Raw genomic sequence first — 20,145 nt, 5'->3', positions numbered from 1 at the left:
AGAAGGATTCTAAAAAAAAGTAAATTCCGTTTTATAAGATAGAATTAAGTCAGATCTTTAGTAATTCCGATATTGAATTCCTTAAATTATATAACAATTAGATTTAATTATGTAAGTAGTATTTAATTTAGTAAACGTTTCTTTGTTAAAATTTAATTCTAATAATCTGAAATTATGAAAATACTATATTTTATAGCAACGGCTTTAGTTCTTGTTTCTTGTAGAGATCAAGGAAAAATGAATGTCCAAAATGCCAAACAAGAGAGCATCGATTCTATGAAAGTTGAAATTGATAAACAAAGAATTATAGATTCTATGCAGATTGAAATGGTTAAAGTAGAAGATGCCAAAATTGAAACGCAAAAGAAGGTCGTAGTCGTTAATCAACAAACAGCAACAACATCTACCACCACTGCAAAAAAGAAAGGTTGGAGCGGAGCAGCAAAAGGGGCTGTAATTGGAGCGGGTGTTGGTGCCGTAACGGGAGCAATCATTAGTAAGAAAAAGGGAGAAGGAGCAATAATTGGAGGTTTGGCTGGTGCTGGACTCGGAGCCGGAACTGGCGCAATTATTGACGGAAGTAAAAAGGAATAAATTAATATCACATACATCTAAAGTGTTTAAGTTCTATTGGAATTTAAACACTTTTTTTATTTGCTGCAGTTTCCTTTTTTAAACTATGAATCAGTATTCATTTGGCATAATGGATTGCCTGCTTTTATTTTAGAAAAAAGACTTTGTAGGAATCCCTTTTCTGGCATATTGAAAACGGTCTAACAATTTGGGTAAACAATATCCGTCAAGTCCATTTAATGCGACAACATTTCCTCTATCAATTTGCAACCAGCCGTCTTTGTGTTGCAAATCTTCATTAAAGAATAAATCTTCAATAGAGGCAATGATATGAATCGTGTCATTTTCCTTGATATAATATTCATTCACATATTTACAATACAATTGAACAGGACTCCCTTTTACAAAAGGAATAGTGATGCCTTTTTTATATTCTTCCTCCAGATTGGTTTTGTCAAACTCAGAAATACCCATTTCGTAATTTGCTGAGGTATGGTGCGCATCAGCAATTATATTTGCCGTAATGTGATTCACTGTAAAATAGCCTGTTTCTTTAATATTTTTGTAGGTATCGCGGGGAACTGTTGTTGGTCGCATGATAAATCCAATCAATGCAGGGTTGCTTCCTAAGTGGGTTATACTGCTAAAAATCGCCACATTAGACTTATCATCTATCGATTTTGTAGCAAGTAAATTGGCCGATTTATATCCGGTGCAAGAATTGATTAAATTTAACTGCTCTATTTTTTCCATTTGGGAAATAGCGCCTCTTGAAATGTGTTTCATGTTTTTTAATTTGAAACAAAAATACTTTTTGTCTAATCAAAATACAAATATGTTAAACAAAATATTTAATTAGCAGGGAAATTTACATTTGTTACATCCTATTTGAGTTCAGATTCGTTGAAAATAAATACTTTAAAAAGACTTCCAAATCGTATATATTTGTTTAACAATTTATTTGATGATGAAAAAATTAAAAAACATTTTTCTGGTATTACTCTCGTTATTAGCAATTGTAATTATAGGTCTAATTATTTACGGTTTTTATCAAAAACCCAAATACGAAGGCGAAGTAGAATTGAAAAATATCAAGAAGGAAACAATAGTTTATTTTGATGAGTTTGGTGTGCCTCACATTTATGCTGATAATTCAAAGGATGCTATGGAAACTTTGGGTTATATACATGCGCAAGACCGATTGTGGCAAATGGAGTTGATGCGTCGCATAGCACCGGGACGATTATCAGAGGTTTTTGGTTCTGTTGCCTTAAAAAACGACATTTTTTTTGCAGGATTAGGAATAGAAGAAGCCTCGGTTAAAGCAATTGCAGCTTTGGATAAAAAAGATCCAAGTTATCAATTGACTTTGGCTTATCTTGACGGAATAAACCAATATATCGATGAGGGGAAAACGCCCGTTGAGTTTCAGTTAATTGGAGTGAAGAAAGAAAAATTTACATTGAAAGATGTTTATAATATTTTGGGGTATATGTCTTTTAGTTTTGCCATGGCGCAGAAATCAGATCCTTTATTGACAGACATTCGAAATAAATACGGAATGGATTATCTCAAGGATTTTGGCATTGATGGTTCTTTTAATACAACTCGAATTAAAAATGCCAAAGAAAAACCACAGGTATATAGTGCCATCTCAAAATCCATTGCTTCACTTTTAGAACAATCGCCAATTCCACCATTTATAGGAAGTAACAGTTGGGTACTTGCACCCGAAAAAACGAAAAACGGAAAAGTGATTTTTGCCAATGATCCGCATATTGGATTTTCGCAACCAGGAACTTGGTACGAAGCACATTTGGTAACACCGGATTTTGAATTGTACGGCTGTTATTTGGCGGGAACTCCATTTCCTTTATTGGGACATAACAGAGATTATGCGTATGGTTTGACGATGTTCGAAAATGATGATATTGATTTGTATCAGGAGGAAAATGACCCTAGAAATGAAAAAAAATACAAAACACCAACGGGTTTCAGAGACTACGAAATCAGAAAAAAAATTATAAAAGTAAAAGACACTTCGGATGTGATTTTGAATCTAAAAGTGAGCCGACATGGTCCAATTATGAACGATTTGATTGATGGCCTAAATATGAATGAACCGGTGGCTTTATCTTGGATTTATACGCAGCAGCCCATACAGATTTTGGATGCTGTTTATATCCTTTCACATGCAAAAAATAAAGAGCAATTTCATAATGGAGTGGCGCTCATTGCTGCGCCCGGATTGAATGTAATGTATGGCGATGCCAAAGGAAATGTGGCTTGGTGGGCAACGGGAAAATTATACAAACACAATGAAGGAGTGAACACTAACTTTATTTTAAACGGTGCAAGCGGACATGATGATATTAAGGAATATTTGGATTTCTCCAAAAATCCTTCGGCAGAAAATCCAGATTGGAAATATGTGTATTCGGCCAACAATCAGCCGGAACCAATAGCCGGATTTTTATATCCTGGATATTATCTTCCGGAAGACAGAGCCAAAAGAATTACGCATTTATTAGATCCAAAATCCAATTGGGATAAAGAAGCGGTAAGTAAAATGATGTTCGATAATACTTCGCCAGTTGCTCCAGAAGTGGTTCAACAATTAATTTCGAATGTGGATTACAACACTCTTTCTAAGAATGAAAAGCAAGCGATTGCTATTTTGAAAGCTTGGAAAGGCTCTAATAATCTGGAAGATGTTGCGCCAACGATTTACAACAAATGGGTTTATTTGTATTTAAAAAACACTTTCGAAGATGAATTGGGTTCGGCTAATTTTAAGCAGTTTTTAGGCACTCATATTATGAAACAGATAATTGCTAAACAAATGGTAAATAAAAATTCACTTTGGTGGGATAATATAACGACTAAAGAAAAGAAAGAAACTAGAAGTCAGATATTGTCGAAATCTTTCAAAGAATCCATTTTAGCTTTAGATAAACAGTTAGGAAATTCAGTTTCAGGTTGGACTTGGAATAAAGTTCATACCTTAGAACATCAGCATCCTTTGGGGAAAGTGGCCGCTTTGAGGCCTTATTTTAATGTCGGGCCATTTGCTGTTTCGGGATCATCAGAAGTCATTAATAACCTGTTTTTCGATTTTACTGAAGATGGAAATTATGTTGTTAAAGGTGGTCCTTCAACCAGAAGAATTATAGACTTTTCAGATGTTGAAAACAGTTGGGGTATTTTGCCAACAGGACAATCAGGAAACCCACTTAGTTCTCATTATGATGATCAAGCTGAACTTTATAATGCGGGGAAATTCAGAAAGATGAAATTGAATAAAGAAGAAATTATAAAAACATCAACAAAATTGGTTTTTATACCACATAAAAAGTAATTGTTTTTGTCAATCAATAGGGCTCATAATTAGTATTTTCTATGTCCTGTATTAAACGTGATCCAACAAAACCAGCACTCATTATAAAATAGCTATTTTTCTCTATTAACTTTTTCTATAGAAAATGCCGGTCTGCAAACGGCAATATATTCGCAAGGTTCATTAAACGGATTCGAATATTGAACTCTGGTATTTTTTTCGATTTTTATCGATTGCCCAGCCGTAAGAATTATGGTTTCTCCATCAATAATAAATTGCTTTTTGCCAGAAATGATATAAGTATATTCTTCAAATTCAGGTGTCTGAAACGGTTCGCTCCAAAGCGGTGGCGCAATCATGTGGGCAATTGAAATCTCGGGATTATTGGTTGCCGCTAAGCCGTGATGTTCTTCAATAAGTTTTCCGTCTGTAGTTGGGACTGTGAATGGGCTGTATTGGATGAAATATTTTTTCATATTTTATGTTGCTTCGATGTGCGCAAATTTTTTTAAATTACTTGATTTATAGGTTTATTTCTTAAAAATAAAATATACCGACAATACTAAAAATACAAAACCAATCACATGATTCCATTTTAAGGTTTCATTTTTAAAAAACAAGGAAGAAAAAACAACAAAAACAACTAAGGTAGCTACTTCTTGAATGACTTTTAGTTGCATTAACGTGAAAGGACCTCCATTACCTTCATAGCCAATTCTGTTGGCTGGAACCTGAAAACAATATTCAAATAGAGCCAATGCCCAGCTGATTAGGACTACAGTTATTAATCCCGCATTTTCAAACCATTTTAGCTCTTTAAATTTGAGATGTCCGTACCAAGCTAAAGTCATGAAAAGATTCGAAAGAATTAATAAGCCAATAGTGATGTAACTTTTCATGTAATTTTTTAAGCATTAACCATAGGGATGAAATGGTCTTTTTTAACCTATGAGTATGGTGTTCTAAAGAAGTGTTTTTTCTAAATTCAGGTGCAAGGTATTAATTTTTTTCAACATTAAAATTGTTAAATTTGTATTAATAATTTGTTGCTGAATTTTAAAATTTTGAGATTTTTTTAGATATTTAAAGTACTGTATAATATTCGAAATAACAACTGCGTTATATCGTAAATCATTGATTAAATGATGTTGAAAGAGTGTGTTTTATTTGTTTTAAAAAAATATGGACTTCTATCAAAGGTTTAATAATATATAAGGTATAAAATTAATTATAATTAACCCGAAAAAAGTTTTTTTATTTAAACTAAAAAATTAAATTTGTCCCTAAACAAGTTTATTTACAACTAAAAATTTATAAATTATTTAAATCTATTAAAAATTAAAAAAATGGCAAACGTTAAAAATGAAGGTGGTTCAAAAGTAGGAGGAATGATTTCAGGAATCATTATTGTAGCATGTATATTTGTAGGTTACCTTGTTTGGTCTCAATTAATGGGAGCTTCATCTAACTTTGAAGGAGGAGATAGCGAAAAAGGGCATCCATTAAATACTTTAGGGATGGTTTATAAAGGAGGATTTATTGTACCGGTGTTATTAGGGATGTTGTTGATGGTTGTTGTTTTCTCTTTTGAGCGTTTTGCAGTTATTTCAAAAGCAGCAGGAAAAGGAAATTTAGATACATTCATGAAAAATGTACAAGGAAGTGTTAAAGAAGGAAAAATCGAGGATGCAATTGCTACTTGTGACAAACAACAAGGTTCTGTTGCAAATTCAATTAAATCAGCTTTAGTTAAATATCAAGATGTAAAAAAAGAAGGATTCAATAGCGAGGAAGCTGCAGAGACTATTCACAAAGAAATAGAAGAAGCTACTTCACTTGAAATGCCAATGTTAGAAAAAAACATGACAATTATCTCTTCATTGGTTTCTTTAGGAACACTTGGTGGATTATTGGGAACAGTATCTGGGATGATTAAGGCGTTTGGTGCTTTGGCTAGTGCAGGAACTCCGGATCAAGCAGCACTTGCAACAGGTATTTCGGAAGCACTTATCAATACCGCTACAGGTATTTCTACTTCAGTATTAGCAATTATTGCTTACAACTTTTTTACTTCTAAAATTGATGATTTAACGTATTCTATCGACGAGGCAGGTACGACAATTGTAAATACCTACAGACACTTTAGAGGTAGCTTGAAACAATAATAATTTTTGATATACATTATCAAATAATATATAAAAAATAATGGCTAAAATAAAAATGAAAAAAAAGTCAACATCTACCGATATGACGGCAATGTGTGATGTGGCTTTCCTTTTGCTAACCTTCTTTATTTTGACTGCTACAGCCAAAGTGCCTGAAGCTTTGCCAGTTGATACGCCGGCATCGACAGTGCAAACTAAATTGCCAGAAAGTGATCTGGCTACGATAACTATAGGTGGAGGGAAAGTGTTTTTTGATTTGAAAGGACGAGAAGTTCGCAAAAGAACATTGGAGTTGATGGGAGATAAATACAGTGTGAAATTTTCGGATGAAGATAAAGACAAATTTGCCCTAATGGATGGTTTTGGTGTGCCAATACAAAGTCTAAAGCAAATTATAGACATGAAAGCGGCTGATAGAAGCAAAGCCGGACAACCCGGAGTTCCAAAAGATTCACTTGATAATCAATTGAAAGAATGGATTTACTATGCCAGAACTGCCAATATTGAAATCGCCGACAAAGAATTACAAGTTGCAATTAAAGGGGATGCAAAAGAAGAATATCCAGAAATCAAAAAAGTAATGGATATTTTACAAGACCAAAAAATCAATAGCTTTAGTTTAGTTACTGGTTTGAGAGGAAAAGATTTTTAATTAAAAAAGATACACTAAAATGGCTGAATTAAATACTGGCGACGGTGGAGGCGGAAAAGGTGGTAAAGTAAGAAGTAAAAAACAAAACGCAAAAGTAGATTTAACTGCTATGGTGGATTTGGCTTTCTTATTAATCACGTTCTTTATGCTTACCACTACTTTGTCAAAACCTCAATCGATGAGCTTGGCTTTGCCGGATAAAGAGGATGATAAGAAAAAGGAAGCCCCTATAAAAGTTGATGAAAACCGTACAATGACCATTTTATTAGGTGATCATAATAAAATGACTTTCTATATGGGTTTGTTAGCAACTCCAATAGCTGGACCTAAAGCAATTGCTTACGGTAAAGATGGGATTCGTAAAGAATTGATAAAAAGAAAAAAAACAGTTTTGGAATATTCTACAGCTTTAGGTAAGCCCAAAAATGGAATTATTGTGATTATTAAACCAAGTAAGAAATCAAATTACCGAAACTTGGTTGATATACTGGATGAAATGGCAATTGTAGGGGTAGAAACGAATGCAATTGTAAATGAATTTACTCCTGAAGAAGAAAAATTGTTAGAAGGTAATTAAGATTCTTCTTACTTACATTATAACCTAATAATCAAGAAAATGAAATTAGATATATTAAAAGATCAATGGATTGAAATCGTATTTGAAGGACGCAATAAAATTTATGGCGCCTACGAATTAAGAAAATCAAGTTCAAAGACAACCATAAAAGCGCTTATAATAGGATCTGTTCTTTTTGGTTTTGCCATTGCCGCTCCTTTGCTTATCAATATGTTGCCAAAAGCTTCAGATGATACAACCTTAGACACGAAAATTGTCACTGTGAAGTTACCGCCAAAAGAGCAGCCAAAAGAAAATCTTCCACCACCTCCGCCACCGCCTCCAAAAGTTGATCAGGTGAAATTTGTGAAACCTGTGGTAGCTAAAGCAGATGAAGTTACTGAAGAACCGCCAAAAATAGCCGAAATAAAAGACAAAAAAATCGGTGCGGAGACCATTAAAGGAGATCCAGATGCAGAATTAACTGTAGAACCAGTAGGTAATGGTCCTAAAGATGTTGTAGAAGAAGACAATGCAATTTATAACACAGCAGGAATCGAGGTTAAACCAGATTTTCCAGGCGGAATAGAAAAATTTTATAAATTTGTCGCTAAAAATTACCAAACTCCAGAAGAAGAAGGATTGAAAGGTAAGGTTTTTGTTTCTTTTGTTGTTGAAAAAGACGGTTCACTTACTGATATAAAAGTAATCAGAGATATAGGTTACGGCACAGGTAAAGAAGCTATTCGTGTATTAAAATCTTGTCCAAAATGGACTCCCGGAGAACAAAACGGTAAAAAGGTAAGGGTGTTATACTCATTGCCTATCAACATTCAATCTGCTGAGTAATGTTGAATAAAATGACAATTAATTTCAAGAAGAAATCGCTAAAAGAGCGGTTTCTTCTTGTTATAGGAATGTTTTTCTTTTTATTATATTTGGTTTTAGGATTAACTGTAATTTTTTGGAAAGAATTTCCAATTGTCATGCAACCAAGTTATAGAATTGCTTTTGGAATAATTTTAATTGTCTACTCTTTTTTTCGATTTATGCGTTTTATTAATTCTGACAACGACTAGTTATGAAAAAGTTAACCTCCACAGTGACACTATTTGTTTTTCTATCGTTTTTAATTCTATCGTGTAACAATAGTGGGAATTCTAAACCAAAGAGCGAAACCATTCTCGAGGGATCAACTACAATTCTGGTTGATGAGACTTTAAAGCCAATTGTTGAAGATCAAATCCAGGTTTTTGAAAGTTTATATAAAGCCAAAATTAGCATTGATGCAAAATCCGAAGCTGAAGTAATCCAGTCATTGGTAAAAGACAGTTCGCGAATTGCAATCTTACCAAGAAAATTGACTATTGAAGAAATGAAAATTTTTGAAGCTAAAAATATAGTTCCAAAAACAACTCCATTTGCCAAAGATGCCATAGCTTTAATTGCAAATAAAAATAATAATGACACTTTAATTGCGTTAAAAGATATTATTGGTGTTATGCAAGGTAAAGTCCAATCTAATATTAAAGGTTTGGTTTTTGACAATCCAAATTCAAGTACGGCCAGGTATATTAACCTATTGGCTGGAATCAAAAATTTCCCTCAAAAAGGAGTTTTTTCTTTTAAAACAAACAATGAGGTTATCCAATATGTAGCAAAAAATGATGGAATGATAGGTGTGGTTGGAGTGAATTTTCTATCTGAGTCAAGTTTGGAGATGAAACAATACATCAATAAAATAAATGTGTTAGAGGTTAAGAATGACAGTGATATCAATTATTATGCGCCTACACAAAATAATATTGCCGAAGGGAAATATCCTTTGGCACGCGATTTGTATATTATAAATTGTCAGGGTTATTCAGGGTTAGGTATGGGATTTGCCTCATTTCTGGCTGGAGAAATCGGACAAAGGATTGTTCTGAAGTCTGGATTAGTGCCTGTACGAACTCCATCACGAAAAATTCTTATACGAAAAGAAATCAATAATGATAAAAAATAAAATTAATCACGAAACGATGAACAAATTTAAGATTTTCAGTTTTATATTACTTGCTACAGCAACAGTAGGTAAAGCTCAGGATTTAGAGCAAGCAAAAAAAGCTATAGATGCTGAACAATATGAAAAAGCAAAATCAATGTTGAAATCGCTTATTCAAGCAAAACCAGGAAATGGAAAGGCTGCATTTCTATTAGGCAACGTTTATCTTAAACAGGACATTCAAGATTCTGCAAAAATATTTTTTCAAAAAGGGCTAACTGGTACTGATGGTGCAAAGTTGAATTATATAGGTTTAGGTCAAATGGATTTAAATGCGAATAATGCAGTTGCAGCTCAAGCTAACTTTGCTCTTGCAACTAAAGACATCAAGAAAAAAGACATTGAAGAGTATGTGTATATTGCTAAGGCATACATGAATGCGGACAAACCTGATTATAAATCAGCAATAGCCACTTTAAATAAAGCAAAAGCAATCAGTCCATCGGATGCCAATTTACAAATGGCTTTTGGAGATGCGTTTTATGGCGACAAAAATCAAAATGAGTCTTATGCGGCCTATCGAAATGCTTTCAATACGGATAATACTTTGATTAGATCAAAAATGCAATTGGGTGTTTTGTTAAAAGGAGCAAAAGCATATACACTTGCTGTAAAAGCTTATGATGATGTTATTGCTACCGATCCTAATTATGGACCGGTTTATAGAGAATTAGCAGAAACGTATTATTATTGGGGAAATAACGAGCCTAAAAAATATAGTGAATATCTTCAAAAAGCGTTAGGGTATTACGAAAAATACATGAGTTTAACGGATTATTCATTGACATCCCGTATGCGTCATGCTGATTTTTTAATATTGGCTAAAGATTACAAATCATTGGAAGTTGAGGCCAATAAAATGAAGGAATTGGACAACGTTAATCCAAGAATTCTTCGTTATTTGGGATATTCCGCCTATGAAAACGGAAATACGGAACTTGCATTAAAATCATTACAAGATTTTATAGCTAACCCATCAAATAAAGTAATTGCCAGAGATTATATGTATTTGGGTTTAATTAAATTAAAAAAAGCAAACAACTTAGAAACGAAGACTGTTGATCCTGCTACTTTTGAAGCTGGTGTTTCCGATATTAAAAAATCAGTAGAAATGGAAATTTCTATGACTAATGATTTGAGTGAAATTGGAAAAAAATTATACGAACAAAAATTATTCAAAGAAGCAGCTGCCATTTATGAAATTGCCACTACGAATCCAGATTCGAAAAATTTCTTATTAGACAATTTTTATCTTGGTAATTCCATTTATTTTAGCAATACCAAAAAAGACGTCGTAAAAGTTGATCTAGTAGCACTTCAAAAAGCCGATGCCGCTTTTGGAAGAGTAATAGAAGCTTCGCCAACAACTCAAGACGCTTACATTTTTAGAGCAAGAACAAACCGATTGCTAGAGAATGACGAAATGATGACAAAATATTATGAAGAATATTTAAGAGTCGTTACAGAAAAAGGACCAGAAGAAGTTGCGAAAAACAAAGCTAAATTCATTGAATCGTATAATTTAATTGCTGCAAATTATGCAAATTCAGATAAAGCAAAAGCAAAAGAATATTTCAATAAAACCCTAGCACTTGACCCAACAAATCAATACGCATTAGAGTCATTGAAAACACTTAAATAACAAATCATTATTCAATTCAAAACCGATAGTTTTATTAAAAGCTATCGGTTTTTTGTTTTTATTGGAAGCATGAATTTAGAGAATATCAAGTAGTGGTTGTTCCTGCTGTTCGCTACAATCCAAGTGATTGCTTCGTTCCTCACAATCACTTGGGATTTCCACTTTCATCAGGGCTAGTGATTATTTCTGGGCATTCCTAGATTTACTAAATCCCAAACCGCAAATCACAAATCCATTTCCCTATCTTTGCCCTTTATTGATAAAAAATGTTAGCAAAAGAAATACAATTAGCAGTCGAAAAAGGAACCATGCTTCCGCTAATGGAAGAATTTTACACCATTCAAGGAGAAGGTTTTCATACAGGAACAGCCGCCTATTTCATCAGAATTGGTGGTTGTGACGTAGGATGTCATTGGTGTGATGTCAAAGAAAGTTGGAATGCCGCTTTGCATCCGCCAACACGCATTGAACAAATTGTAGCCAACGCTAAAGAACAGGCCGATACAGTTGTCGTAACTGGCGGAGAACCTTTAATGTGGGATATGACCTCACTAACCCAAATTTTAAAAGAAAAAAACCTGAAAGTGCATATAGAAACTTCCGGAGCCTATCCATTGACAGGAAGTTGGGATTGGATTTGTCTTTCACCTAAGAAAAACAAATTGCCCACACAAACCGTTTACGATAATGCCAACGAGCTAAAGGTCATTATTTACAACAAACACGATTTTATATTCGCCGAAGAACAAGCCGAAAAAGTAAACAAAAATGCCATTTTATTTTTACAGCCCGAATGGAGTAAAAAAGAAGAAATGACGCCACTAATAGTCGATTATGTAATGAAAAACCCCAAATGGCGTGTGTCTTTGCAAACACATAAGTATTTGAACATACCATAAACCATGAAATATCTTTTACTTCTATTTTTACTCTTTACATTTTCTGATTCCGGTTATTCTCAAGGAGGTGAATTTGACGATGTCTATGGTTCGGATGTAATAAATCCTAAATTTAATGGAGGGGAATTAGACAAATTTTATGAATACATCAATCAAGAATTTGACTTTTCTAAAGTAACTAAAGCAGGAAAAATGCTTGTATCTATCACTATTGATAAAATAGGAGCTTTGCAAAATATAAGAGTTGTAGAATTTAACGATATTGAGTCGGCTACCGAAATTATTAGAGTTTTAAATAAGGCACCCAATTGGGAATGCGCTAAACGAGGAGGGAAGCCTTTTAGCATTGAAATGAAAATTCCTTTTGAGTTTAATCTTAAGTTTAAGCCAGGAGTTTCAAATACTCAAAATAGTAAGAGTGCTCAATTATCCGAAAAAAACATTTCAAATTCCCAAAAATTTTCAGATTCGGTTCGAGTATCTACAGCAGTTGGAATTAAGAAAGTATCAAATGAAAAACCACCTGAATTTTCATCAGGTCTAACAAAATTCTATCAGTTTATTAATGAAAATTATAGAACACCTTCGGTTGAAGGATTAAAAGGAAAAGTAATTGTTTCTTTTATTGTTGATATCGATGGGAGTCTAACCGATTTTGTAATTGTAAAAGACTTGGGCTATGGAACTGGAAAAGAAGCAATCCGGGTTTTAAAAAAGTGCCCAAAATGGAGTCCAGGGACACAAAACGGAATACCAATTAGATGTGTCTATAGCTTGCCTATCAACATACACGCAACAAGCAATTAATATGAAATCGCAGTTTCTTCTTAATCCTCAAATCACGTTCCTAAATCATGGCTCTTTTGGTGCCTGCCCTAAACCTATTTTTGAGGAATACCAACGTTTTCAATTGGAACTGGAAAATGAACCGGTTCAATTCATTCAGAAAAAATCGACAGTATATTTAAAGGAGGCTAAGGAATTTTTGGCAAAATACATAGGTTGTTCTAGTGATGATTTTTTCTTTACCCCCAATCCAACGGTTGCTGTCAATACGGTTTTACGCAGTTTAGAATTAAAAGAAGGTGATGAAATCCTGACCACAAACCATGAATATGGCGCTATGGACAGAACATGGAATTTTTTTTGCGAAAAATCCGGAGCCAAGTGCGTTCGACAAAACATCTCACTCCCAATAGTTTCTAAGGAACAAATTTTAGAGGAATTTTGGAGCGGTTATACCCAAAAAACAAAAGTGATTTTCATCAGTCAAATATCTAGTGCCACGGCATTGATTTTTCCAGTAAAGGAAATTTGCGACAAGGCACGAGAATTAGGATTAATTACTATAATTGACGGTGCACATGTTCCCGGACACATCGAGTTAAACATTCAAGAACTCAATCCCGATTTTTACACAGGAGCCTTACACAAATGGATGTTAGCTCCAAAAGGTTCTTCCTTTTTATATGTGAAGAAGTTATTCCAAAAAAATATTGATCCCTTAGTTGTAAGTTGGGGTTATGAAAGTGAGACACCAAGTGAAAGCCAATTTTTAGATTACCACGAATATCAGGGGACGCGGGATATTTCCGCCTTTTTATGTACGCCAAAAGTGATAGATTTTCTGGAGAATAATAATTGGAAAGAAAAATCCGCTCAATGCCGAAAATTGATATTGGAGAATTACGAAAAATTTTGTGACCTTTTAAATTCAAAACCCATTTGTCCAATATCTGCTGAGTTCATGGGTCAAATGTGTAGTATTCCTATTCAAACGGATTCCCCTTCGGAACTAAAAGAGCTTTTGTTTTATAAATACAGAATCGAAATTCCCGTATTTAAAACAGACAAAGGTATCTTTTTACGTATTTCTTTAAACGCCTATAATTCTCAAAAAGATTTGGACATTCTCCGTTCGACATTAATTGAGATTAAATTGACCACGGATTTATTGTTGTAATTTACTTTTGAGAGTCTTATGTCGGTCTTGTCGGAAGTGTAAATTAGAGAATAGAAACGTTATAATGGAAACCCAACAAGTTTTTTGTTGATGAAGTATTAAAAAATCTTAAATGTTATTAAGAAATAGGAGGTTATGTATTCAATACCAAATATAAATTATTTCCATTTTTTATTTTTTTTCAATTCCGTAATATGTGCTAAATGGTGGTTTCCATGCCAAGCATATGTGCCTATTATTTCTTTAAGTTTAAATTCAGAATTATGTTCAGGATGTATAAAGGATTTTTCTAAATCTTCTTTAGATAAATTAGCCATCAAATAACTTAAACGGTAATGAATTCCTTCTAAGAATAGTAATGTAGGTGCAATGGGCATGGTTAAATTATCATGTAATTCTGCCCAGCGGTCTTCATGGTAGTATTTAATGATAGGATTGTTTTCAGTCAAAGCCCATTTTATTCTTATAAAGCAATTCATATGGCTATCAGCACAATGATGGATTACTTGTCGAATAGTCCAGCCATTAAGGCGATAAGGAGTGTCAAGTTGTATATCTGTTAAATGAGAAACTACATTTTTTAATTGTCTTGGAAAAGCTGCTATTTCTGCTATTTTAGTATTCAGATATTCATCTGAATAGTCTTTAGGAGCTATAAATTTTCCTATTGGATAACGTAATTTTTCTAGATTTAAATTTTCCATTAATAGTTCTTTTATATTTGTTCAACAGAAAGCCGAGCTAAGTAATCGTAATGTTCCCCTTCTAAAATCAATTCGCATTTCAGACCATTTGCGTAAGCTGCGTTTTGTAAAGTGTTGTAATCAATATACATCCAATCGAATGGTTTTTCTTTTTGGCCTTTATAACCAATATTAAAAATCACTTCGCCATAATAGGCATGTTCTGAAGGAATCCATTTTCCACCATCTTCATCTTCGTCAAACATATAAATGATATCGGAACTGTCAAGTAAAATTTGTCCGTTTTCGTTTAATAACGATTTCAGTTTTAGTAGAAACTTCGGTATATTTTTAAGTTTTCCGCACATTCCTGCACCGTTCATCATGAGCAAAATGGTATCGTACGTTTCATTTTCTAATGTCATCACGTCTTGAACCCTAGTTTTTTTCAACCCGCGAAGTTGGCATGCTTTGATGGCATTTTCAGAAATGTCTATAGCAGACACATCAAAATTCAATTCCTGCTGCAAATACAAACTATGGCTTCCTGCTCCGCAACCTACATCAAGGGTTTTGCCTTTGGCGAGTTGCAAGGCTTTTTGTTCTAGTTGTGGCATTTCTGCAAAAGACCGGAATAAATAGGCAACACTCATTTCGTCTTCTTCAGATATGGAGGTTTCTGTGATTAAATCTTCTGGAGAATTATTTGTTTGGTAATCGAGTATGGCTCTTCCGAAAAGGTCTTTCATAATCATTGAGGGTAAAGAAGCAATCGTTCCTTTAGTTTTTTAGTTATTAATATAGAAGTTGTTTACTTTTGTAGGCTCAACTTTAAACTTTAAACTTGAAACCACCTTTAAACGAAATCGTAAAACTTGCCAAAGATAAGCATATCGAGAACAAAAAGTATTTTGATAAGCTAAAAAACAAACCGCCCAAAAACTTAGATTATGTGATGCAGGATTTGCACGATGCTGAATTCAAAAAAACCGATTGTTTGTCATGTGCCAATTGCTGTAAAACTACGGGGCCTCTTTTTACTTCTGCCGATATTGAACGAATTTCGAAACATTTACGACAAAAGCCGCAACAGTTCATAGCGCAATATTTGCGAATTGATGAGGATAAAGATTATGTGTTGCAAAGTGTCCCTTGTACTTTTCTAGATAATGATAATACTTGTTTTATTTATGATGTTCGTCCCAAAGCGTGTCGGGAATTTCCTCATACTGACCGAAAAAAGTTTCAGCAAATTACAAACTTGACATTACAAAATGTCGCTATTTGTCCCGCTGCATATAATATTGTGGAGGAAATGAAAAAGAGATTGCCATTGTAGTGTTAATTTTAATACATTTACTTGTAAATTAATCTTTATGAAAAAAACAGTTATAATTTTATTTGTTTTATTTTCTCAATTATCCAATGCGGCTTGGTTAACATCTTTCAAAGATGCTCAAAAACTTTCACTAGCTTCAAACAAATTTATGATTGTAGATTTTTGGGCTACTTGGTGCGGACCTTGTAAAAAAATGGAATATGATTCATGGAGTGATAAAAAAGTTAAACTAGTTTTAGAAAATTACATTCAGGTTAAAATAGATATTGATGAAAATAGGGGGTTAGCAAATAAATACGGGATTAATAGCATTCCCAATATGTTTGTTATGGATGGAAACGGTAAAGTTGTTTATACTTTTTCAGGCTATCATGATGCAGAAGAATTAAAAAAAGAATTAGAAAAATTCGAATTATCAATAGAATTTCTATCTGTTGATTTAATAAATTTTTATAATAACAATAATTATAATACTGCTTTAAGAGTTTTTCAAAAATACTTAGATTATTCTTTATTTGTCGATAAAGATGTAAGAAGTAAAATAATTAATATTGGTGGTGACTATTTGTCGGAATCGAAGAAATTATTATCAAAAAAAGCTGAAAATTATGTTGAAATTAAACAAAAAATAGACTTATATAATTATGCTTACGATTATAATTATGTGAAATTAAATGATAAACTTTCAAGTTATAAAGATAATGATATTGTTGAAAATAATTTAAACTCATATTATTTTCTGAAACTTATTGTTGCAAAAGGGTTAAATCTTAGTAGTTTAAAACAGATTGAAGAAAGAGTAATGAAAATTGAAGACTTTGGTTATTTTGAAAAAAAAATAGATTTAATTTTTTCTGAAAAAAGAATTAATTAGTAAATCAAATATTGATTTCTTATTTCTTTAAATTCTTCTAATCCTTTTTGCCAGGTGGCTCTAATTTCAGCTTCTGACATTCCAGCTTCTATTTGCTGTTGTAGTTTTTTGGTACCTGCTAGTTTAGTAAAGAAGGGATTGAAGAATTTAGATTTGTTTTCGGTTTCGTTGTAGGCTTTGATAAGCCATTTCAGCTCCAATTGAGTTACTTTTGGTGTTGTCGACAAATCCTCACCAAAACAATCTCTACCATTATAAAGAGGTTCTTTCGCACCGATATTTGGCATGGGAATAAAACAAAAATCAACGTTGGGAAGATAAGGCGAGCCGTAAATTTGAAACTGTTTGTCCGTTCCGCGCCCTACACTTACATTGGTTCCTTCAAAAAGGCACAGACTCGCATACAAGTTTATGGCTTGGTCGTTGGGTAAATTGGGTGAAGGTTTTACAGGCAAACTGTAGGGCATACTCCGGTGGTAATTTTCACAGGGAACAATTTTTATATGGCATTGAATACTGTCTTTAAGCCATTTCTGTCCATTTATCATCATGGCATATTCGGCAATGGTCATTCCGTGTAAAACAGGAATAGGATGCATTCCTACAAAACTACTATATTCTTTTTCTAATATTGGACCATCCACAATGCCACCATTTGGATTCGGACGATCTAAAATAATCAGTTGAACATTGTTTTCGGCACAAGCTTCCATTATATAGTGAAGCGAGGAAATGTACGTATAGAATCGGGCACCAACATCTTGTAAATCAAAAATCAATACATCAATTCCGGTTAATTGCTCTACAGATGGTTTTTTATTGTTTCCATATAACGACACGATAGGTAGTCCGGTTTTAGTGTCCTTCCCATCAACAATTACCTCACCAGCATCGGCAGTACCTCGAAAACCATGTTCTGGCGCATAAATTTTAACGAGATCAATTTTGGTTTTCTCCTTAATATAATCTACGATATGCAATGTTTTTTTGCTTACAATATCGATATGAGATTCTGAAACGGTATCAAAAACGGTATAAATAGAATCATAGGAAATTAATCCTGTTTGATTGGTTACAATTCCTACTTTTTTGTTTTTTAAAAGGGGAAAATAACTTTTTACGTTATCGGCTCCCGTTAAAAATTTTGTCGATTTGATTCTACTTTTAATAGTTGTTTCGGCTGGGGCGGAATAATTGATGGCTTTGGATGTTTTACAAGAAACCACTATCAGGGTTAAAACCATTAATAGAATTAACTTCGAGCCACTAAATAAATTTCTGAATCTGATATAAATGGTATGAAAAATCATGATATTGATGTACTTTAAATAATTAAATGGTCCAAATCTATTAGAAATACTATCTAAAACTGTATTTTTGACTCGTGTGAATCAAAACCATAATAGATAGCATCCATTGAATTTAGAATATTTTATAGCAAAAAGATTAATTACCGCTAAAAGCCGTAAAAGTAGCATTTCTACTCCTATTATAAAAATAGCAATCTCTGCAATTGCCATCGGAATGATTATGATGATTATTTCGGTGGCCACAGGTATTGGTTTGCAACAAAAAATCCGAGAAAAAGTTGCGGCCTTCAACGGTCATATTATTATTTCAAATTACGACGACAATCAATCACAAGTCAGCATTGTCCCAATAGCTACGAATCAAAGTTTTTATCCCAAGTTTAATTCTGTTGACGGAATTAAACATATTCAAGCCGTGGCAAGTAAAGCGGGTATTATTAGGACATCATCTGCTTTTGAAGGAATAATCTTCAAAGGTGTCGGCAAAGATTATCAATGGAATAACTTAAGCGAATATCTTGTCTCAGGAACAACACCAGATGTATCTCATGATTTAAACGCTCAAGTATTGATTTCTCAATTCCTTGCAGACAGACTGAATCTAAAGGTTGGAGATACATTCAATACTTTTTTCATGAAAGAGGAAAGCAACCAGTTGCCTAATCTGAGAGTTTTTCAAATCACGGGAATTTATAATTCTGGATTTCAAGAATTTGACGCTACCTATATAATAGGAGATATTCGCCACGTGCAGCGCATCAACAAATGGAATCCGGATCAAGTAGGGGCGTTTGAGGTTTTTGTTGACGATTTTAATCGCATCAAGGAGAAAGGGGAACAAGTTTATGCGCAAACCAATTCCACATTAGACACCAAAACCATAGTCGAAAAATACTATTATATTTTTGAATGGCTACAACTATTCGATTTTAATATCATTACCATATTAATAATTATGATCATTGTGGCAACTATAAATATGGTAGTCGCTTTGTTAGTATTAATCCTAGAGCGAACCCAAATGATAGGAATTCTCAAAGCTTTAGGCGCTAACAATTGGACTGTTCGCAAAATATTTCTCTATAATGCGTCCTACTTAATAGTTCGAGGATTGCTATGGGGAAACTTCATTGGCATAGGGCTCATATTAATTCAACAGTATTTCGGAATAATAAAACTGAATCCGGAGAATTATTATGTAAATGTTGCGCCAGTTTATCTCAATTGGTTCTATATTTTATTATTAAACCTAGGGACAGTTGCAATTTGTTTGTTGGTTTTATTAATCCCGTCCTATATAATCACCAAAATTTCCCCGGTAAAAGCCATAAAATTCGAATAACAGTTATAAATTCTCACTTTAGCTTTCATCATCAGGAGCTATTTCCCGCTTTTCGTTACAATCTTTCCCCCACGCTAAAAAGCGATGGGAAAGGATTTCCACTGCAATCGGGGCTATGGCAACCGTATAAAACAAGCACTTTTCTATAAAAACCATAAAAGAGTTTCAATTATCATTTAAGGAATCCCAAAGCTAAGGTATCTGCAAAAAACAGATCGCCAGCGGCTTACGTTCCTTTTAAAAAAAACTTTCAAAAAAAGGGCTAAAAAGATTTGGAAAGCTGAAAATACTAACTACTTTTGCACCCGCATTGAAGCAGACGTTCTACCTTATTTATTGAAAATCGCGAGTTTATTTGGGGGATAAAATTTCCAAAAAAAGTCTTGCCAGAAGAGAAAAAAGGTTTTATCTTTGCCGACCCGTAAGGGGGTCAAGTTCTTAGAGATGATGCATGAGAGTGGAGTCGATAAATTATCGAATCTAAGATGAAAAGAATGGAGAAAATAAATTTTCAAAAAACTTTTCAAAACACTTGCGAGATTAAAAAGAAGTTGTACTTTTGCACCCGCTTCCAGAGACATGTTTATCATGAGAAATGAGGTGAAAAAAAACAAGAAGAACACGTTCCTAGACATATTGAATTGACAGCCGTTTTGGTAGAGACGTTGCATTGCAGCGACTTTAACAAAACAAACAAAAAGAGAGTAAGAGAATCGAGAGATTTGAATAAAGCTAGAATAATTTGTCTATAAAACAAGCTAAAGAG

At 33.4% G+C, this 20,145-nt stretch carries 21 protein-coding genes; 14 read left to right on the top strand and 7 right to left on the bottom strand.

Going from position 1 to position 20,145, the window contains the following annotated elements:
• Nucleotides 1-174: 174 nt before the first annotated feature.
• Nucleotides 175-594: a YMGG-like glycine zipper-containing protein gene (locus DB895_RS03075; RefSeq protein WP_116723892.1), complete on the top strand. Its 420-nt coding sequence runs from the start codon at nucleotides 175-177 to the stop codon at nucleotides 592-594.
• Nucleotides 595-723: 129 nt separating this feature from the next.
• Here the strand turns inward: DB895_RS03075 and DB895_RS03070 are convergent, their stop codons facing one another.
• On the bottom strand, nucleotides 724-1,359 hold the full coding sequence (locus tag DB895_RS03070) for a flavin reductase family protein (protein ID WP_116723891.1): 636 nt from the start codon (nucleotides 1,357-1,359) through the stop codon (nucleotides 724-726).
• A 181-nt stretch (nucleotides 1,360-1,540) separates the two neighbouring features.
• Between DB895_RS03070 and DB895_RS03065 the strand changes: the two genes are divergently transcribed.
• Nucleotides 1,541-3,931, top strand: coding sequence for a penicillin acylase family protein (locus DB895_RS03065; protein ID WP_116723890.1), 2,391 nt, complete (start codon nucleotides 1,541-1,543; stop codon nucleotides 3,929-3,931).
• A 92-nt stretch (nucleotides 3,932-4,023) separates the two neighbouring features.
• Here DB895_RS03065 and DB895_RS03060 read toward each other — a convergent pair whose 3' ends face one another.
• Nucleotides 4,024-4,386: a cupin domain-containing protein gene (locus DB895_RS03060; RefSeq protein WP_116723889.1), complete on the bottom strand. Its 363-nt coding sequence runs from the start codon at nucleotides 4,384-4,386 to the stop codon at nucleotides 4,024-4,026.
• Nucleotides 4,387-4,440: 54 nt separating this feature from the next.
• Nucleotides 4,441-4,809: a DMT family protein gene (locus tag DB895_RS03055; protein ID WP_116723888.1), complete on the bottom strand. Its 369-nt coding sequence runs from the start codon at nucleotides 4,807-4,809 to the stop codon at nucleotides 4,441-4,443.
• A 447-nt stretch (nucleotides 4,810-5,256) separates the two neighbouring features.
• Between DB895_RS03055 and DB895_RS03050 the strand changes: the two genes are divergently transcribed.
• From DB895_RS03050 to DB895_RS03005, 9 genes are all read left to right on the top strand, one after another.
• Nucleotides 5,257-6,075: a MotA/TolQ/ExbB proton channel family protein gene (locus tag DB895_RS03050; protein WP_116723887.1), complete on the top strand. Its 819-nt coding sequence runs from the start codon at nucleotides 5,257-5,259 to the stop codon at nucleotides 6,073-6,075.
• A 40-nt stretch (nucleotides 6,076-6,115) separates the two neighbouring features.
• Nucleotides 6,116-6,727, top strand: coding sequence for an ExbD/TolR family protein (locus tag DB895_RS03045; protein ID WP_116723886.1), 612 nt, complete (start codon nucleotides 6,116-6,118; stop codon nucleotides 6,725-6,727).
• Between the two features lie 19 nt (nucleotides 6,728-6,746).
• Entirely contained in the window at nucleotides 6,747-7,304 is a 558-nt protein-coding gene (locus DB895_RS03040) for an ExbD/TolR family protein (protein ID WP_116723885.1), read from the top strand.
• A gap of 39 nt (nucleotides 7,305-7,343) precedes the next feature.
• Nucleotides 7,344-8,132: an energy transducer TonB gene (locus DB895_RS03035; protein ID WP_116723884.1), complete on the top strand. Its 789-nt coding sequence runs from the start codon at nucleotides 7,344-7,346 to the stop codon at nucleotides 8,130-8,132.
• 232 nt (nucleotides 8,133-8,364) lie between these two features.
• Nucleotides 8,365-9,288, top strand: a complete 924-nt coding sequence (locus tag DB895_RS03025) for a PstS family phosphate ABC transporter substrate-binding protein (RefSeq protein ID WP_116723882.1) — start codon at nucleotides 8,365-8,367, stop codon at nucleotides 9,286-9,288.
• A complete protein-coding gene (locus DB895_RS03020; RefSeq protein WP_317046100.1) occupies nucleotides 9,275-10,969 on the top strand; it encodes a tetratricopeptide repeat protein in 1,695 nt (564 codons plus the stop codon). The genes DB895_RS03025 and DB895_RS03020 overlap by 14 nt, the downstream gene beginning before the upstream one ends.
• 266 nt (nucleotides 10,970-11,235) lie before the next feature.
• Nucleotides 11,236-11,868: a 7-carboxy-7-deazaguanine synthase QueE gene (locus DB895_RS03015; RefSeq protein WP_116723881.1), complete on the top strand. Its 633-nt coding sequence runs from the start codon at nucleotides 11,236-11,238 to the stop codon at nucleotides 11,866-11,868.
• A gap of 3 nt (nucleotides 11,869-11,871) precedes the next feature.
• Nucleotides 11,872-12,675, top strand: coding sequence for an energy transducer TonB (locus tag DB895_RS03010; protein ID WP_116723880.1), 804 nt, complete (start codon nucleotides 11,872-11,874; stop codon nucleotides 12,673-12,675).
• Nucleotide 12,676: 1 nt separating this feature from the next.
• Entirely contained in the window at nucleotides 12,677-13,831 is a 1,155-nt protein-coding gene (locus tag DB895_RS03005) for an aminotransferase class V-fold PLP-dependent enzyme (RefSeq protein ID WP_116723879.1), read from the top strand.
• 158 nt (nucleotides 13,832-13,989) lie between these two features.
• On the opposite strand, the gene DB895_RS03000 is transcribed toward DB895_RS03005, so the two are convergent.
• Together DB895_RS03000 and DB895_RS02995 are read right to left on the bottom strand one after the other, a co-directional pair.
• Entirely contained in the window at nucleotides 13,990-14,535 is a 546-nt protein-coding gene (locus tag DB895_RS03000; protein ID WP_116723878.1) for a YfiT family bacillithiol transferase, read from the bottom strand.
• Between the two features lie 11 nt (nucleotides 14,536-14,546).
• Nucleotides 14,547-15,263, bottom strand: coding sequence for a class I SAM-dependent methyltransferase (locus DB895_RS02995; RefSeq protein ID WP_116724078.1), 717 nt, complete (start codon nucleotides 15,261-15,263; stop codon nucleotides 14,547-14,549).
• A gap of 95 nt (nucleotides 15,264-15,358) precedes the next feature.
• Here DB895_RS02995 and DB895_RS02990 point away from each other — a divergent pair, with 95 nt between their 5' ends.
• A complete protein-coding gene (locus DB895_RS02990; RefSeq protein ID WP_116723877.1) occupies nucleotides 15,359-15,853 on the top strand; it encodes a YkgJ family cysteine cluster protein in 495 nt (164 codons plus the stop codon).
• 37 nt (nucleotides 15,854-15,890) lie between these two features.
• Nucleotides 15,891-16,727, top strand: coding sequence for a thioredoxin family protein (locus DB895_RS02985; protein WP_116723876.1), 837 nt, complete (start codon nucleotides 15,891-15,893; stop codon nucleotides 16,725-16,727).
• Here the strand turns inward: DB895_RS02985 and DB895_RS02980 are convergent.
• On the bottom strand, nucleotides 16,724-17,971 hold the full coding sequence (locus DB895_RS02980) for an exo-beta-N-acetylmuramidase NamZ family protein (RefSeq protein WP_116724077.1): 1,248 nt from the start codon (nucleotides 17,969-17,971) through the stop codon (nucleotides 16,724-16,726). The genes DB895_RS02985 and DB895_RS02980 overlap by 4 nt on opposite strands.
• A 172-nt stretch (nucleotides 17,972-18,143) precedes the next feature.
• On the opposite strand from DB895_RS02980, the gene DB895_RS02975 reads away from it, so the two are divergent.
• Complete coding sequence (locus DB895_RS02975; protein WP_116723875.1) at nucleotides 18,144-19,379, top strand: ABC transporter permease; 1,236 nt, start codon at nucleotides 18,144-18,146, stop codon at nucleotides 19,377-19,379.
• Between the two features lie 18 nt (nucleotides 19,380-19,397).
• Here DB895_RS02975 and DB895_RS14225 read toward each other — a convergent pair whose 3' ends face one another.
• On the bottom strand, nucleotides 19,398-19,535 hold the full coding sequence (locus tag DB895_RS14225) for a hypothetical protein (protein WP_166426925.1): 138 nt from the start codon (nucleotides 19,533-19,535) through the stop codon (nucleotides 19,398-19,400).
• Nucleotides 19,536-20,145: the final 610 nt, after the last annotated feature.

It is taken from the genome of Flavobacterium psychrotolerans, from assembly GCF_003097635.1.
GTDB classification, from domain to species: domain Bacteria; phylum Bacteroidota; class Bacteroidia; order Flavobacteriales; family Flavobacteriaceae; genus Flavobacterium; species Flavobacterium psychrotolerans.
Note: the sequence above shows the minus strand (reverse complement) of the source record. Positions and strands in the feature narration are given on the sequence as shown.

Excerpts from the sequence above, each read along its gene's own strand:
- DB895_RS03075 (WP_116723892.1), top strand. The coding sequence starts at position 175 with ATGAAAATACTATATTTTATAGCAACGGCTTTAGTTCTTGTTTCTTGT.
- DB895_RS03070 (WP_116723891.1), bottom strand. The coding sequence starts at position 1,359 with ATGAAACACATTTCAAGAGGCGCTATTTCCCAAATGGAAAAAATAGAG.
- DB895_RS03065 (WP_116723890.1), top strand. The coding sequence starts at position 1,541 with ATGAAAAAATTAAAAAACATTTTTCTGGTATTACTCTCGTTATTAGCA.
- DB895_RS03060 (WP_116723889.1), bottom strand. The coding sequence starts at position 4,386 with ATGAAAAAATATTTCATCCAATACAGCCCATTCACAGTCCCAACTACA.
- DB895_RS03055 (WP_116723888.1), bottom strand. The coding sequence starts at position 4,809 with ATGAAAAGTTACATCACTATTGGCTTATTAATTCTTTCGAATCTTTTC.
- DB895_RS03050 (WP_116723887.1), top strand. The coding sequence starts at position 5,257 with ATGGCAAACGTTAAAAATGAAGGTGGTTCAAAAGTAGGAGGAATGATT.
- DB895_RS03045 (WP_116723886.1), top strand. The coding sequence starts at position 6,116 with ATGGCTAAAATAAAAATGAAAAAAAAGTCAACATCTACCGATATGACG.
- DB895_RS03040 (WP_116723885.1), top strand. The coding sequence starts at position 6,747 with ATGGCTGAATTAAATACTGGCGACGGTGGAGGCGGAAAAGGTGGTAAA.
- DB895_RS03035 (WP_116723884.1), top strand. The coding sequence starts at position 7,344 with ATGAAATTAGATATATTAAAAGATCAATGGATTGAAATCGTATTTGAA.
- DB895_RS03025 (WP_116723882.1), top strand. The coding sequence starts at position 8,365 with ATGAAAAAGTTAACCTCCACAGTGACACTATTTGTTTTTCTATCGTTT.
- DB895_RS03020 (WP_317046100.1), top strand. The coding sequence starts at position 9,275 with ATGATAAAAAATAAAATTAATCACGAAACGATGAACAAATTTAAGATT.
- DB895_RS03015 (WP_116723881.1), top strand. The coding sequence starts at position 11,236 with ATGTTAGCAAAAGAAATACAATTAGCAGTCGAAAAAGGAACCATGCTT.
- DB895_RS03010 (WP_116723880.1), top strand. The coding sequence starts at position 11,872 with ATGAAATATCTTTTACTTCTATTTTTACTCTTTACATTTTCTGATTCC.
- DB895_RS03005 (WP_116723879.1), top strand. The coding sequence starts at position 12,677 with ATGAAATCGCAGTTTCTTCTTAATCCTCAAATCACGTTCCTAAATCAT.
- DB895_RS03000 (WP_116723878.1), bottom strand. The coding sequence starts at position 14,535 with ATGGAAAATTTAAATCTAGAAAAATTACGTTATCCAATAGGAAAATTT.
- DB895_RS02995 (WP_116724078.1), bottom strand. The coding sequence starts at position 15,263 with ATGAAAGACCTTTTCGGAAGAGCCATACTCGATTACCAAACAAATAAT.
- DB895_RS02985 (WP_116723876.1), top strand. The coding sequence starts at position 15,891 with ATGAAAAAAACAGTTATAATTTTATTTGTTTTATTTTCTCAATTATCC.
- DB895_RS02980 (WP_116724077.1), bottom strand. The coding sequence starts at position 17,971 with ATGGTTTTAACCCTGATAGTGGTTTCTTGTAAAACATCCAAAGCCATC.
- DB895_RS14225 (WP_166426925.1), bottom strand. The coding sequence starts at position 19,535 with ATGGTTTTTATAGAAAAGTGCTTGTTTTATACGGTTGCCATAGCCCCG.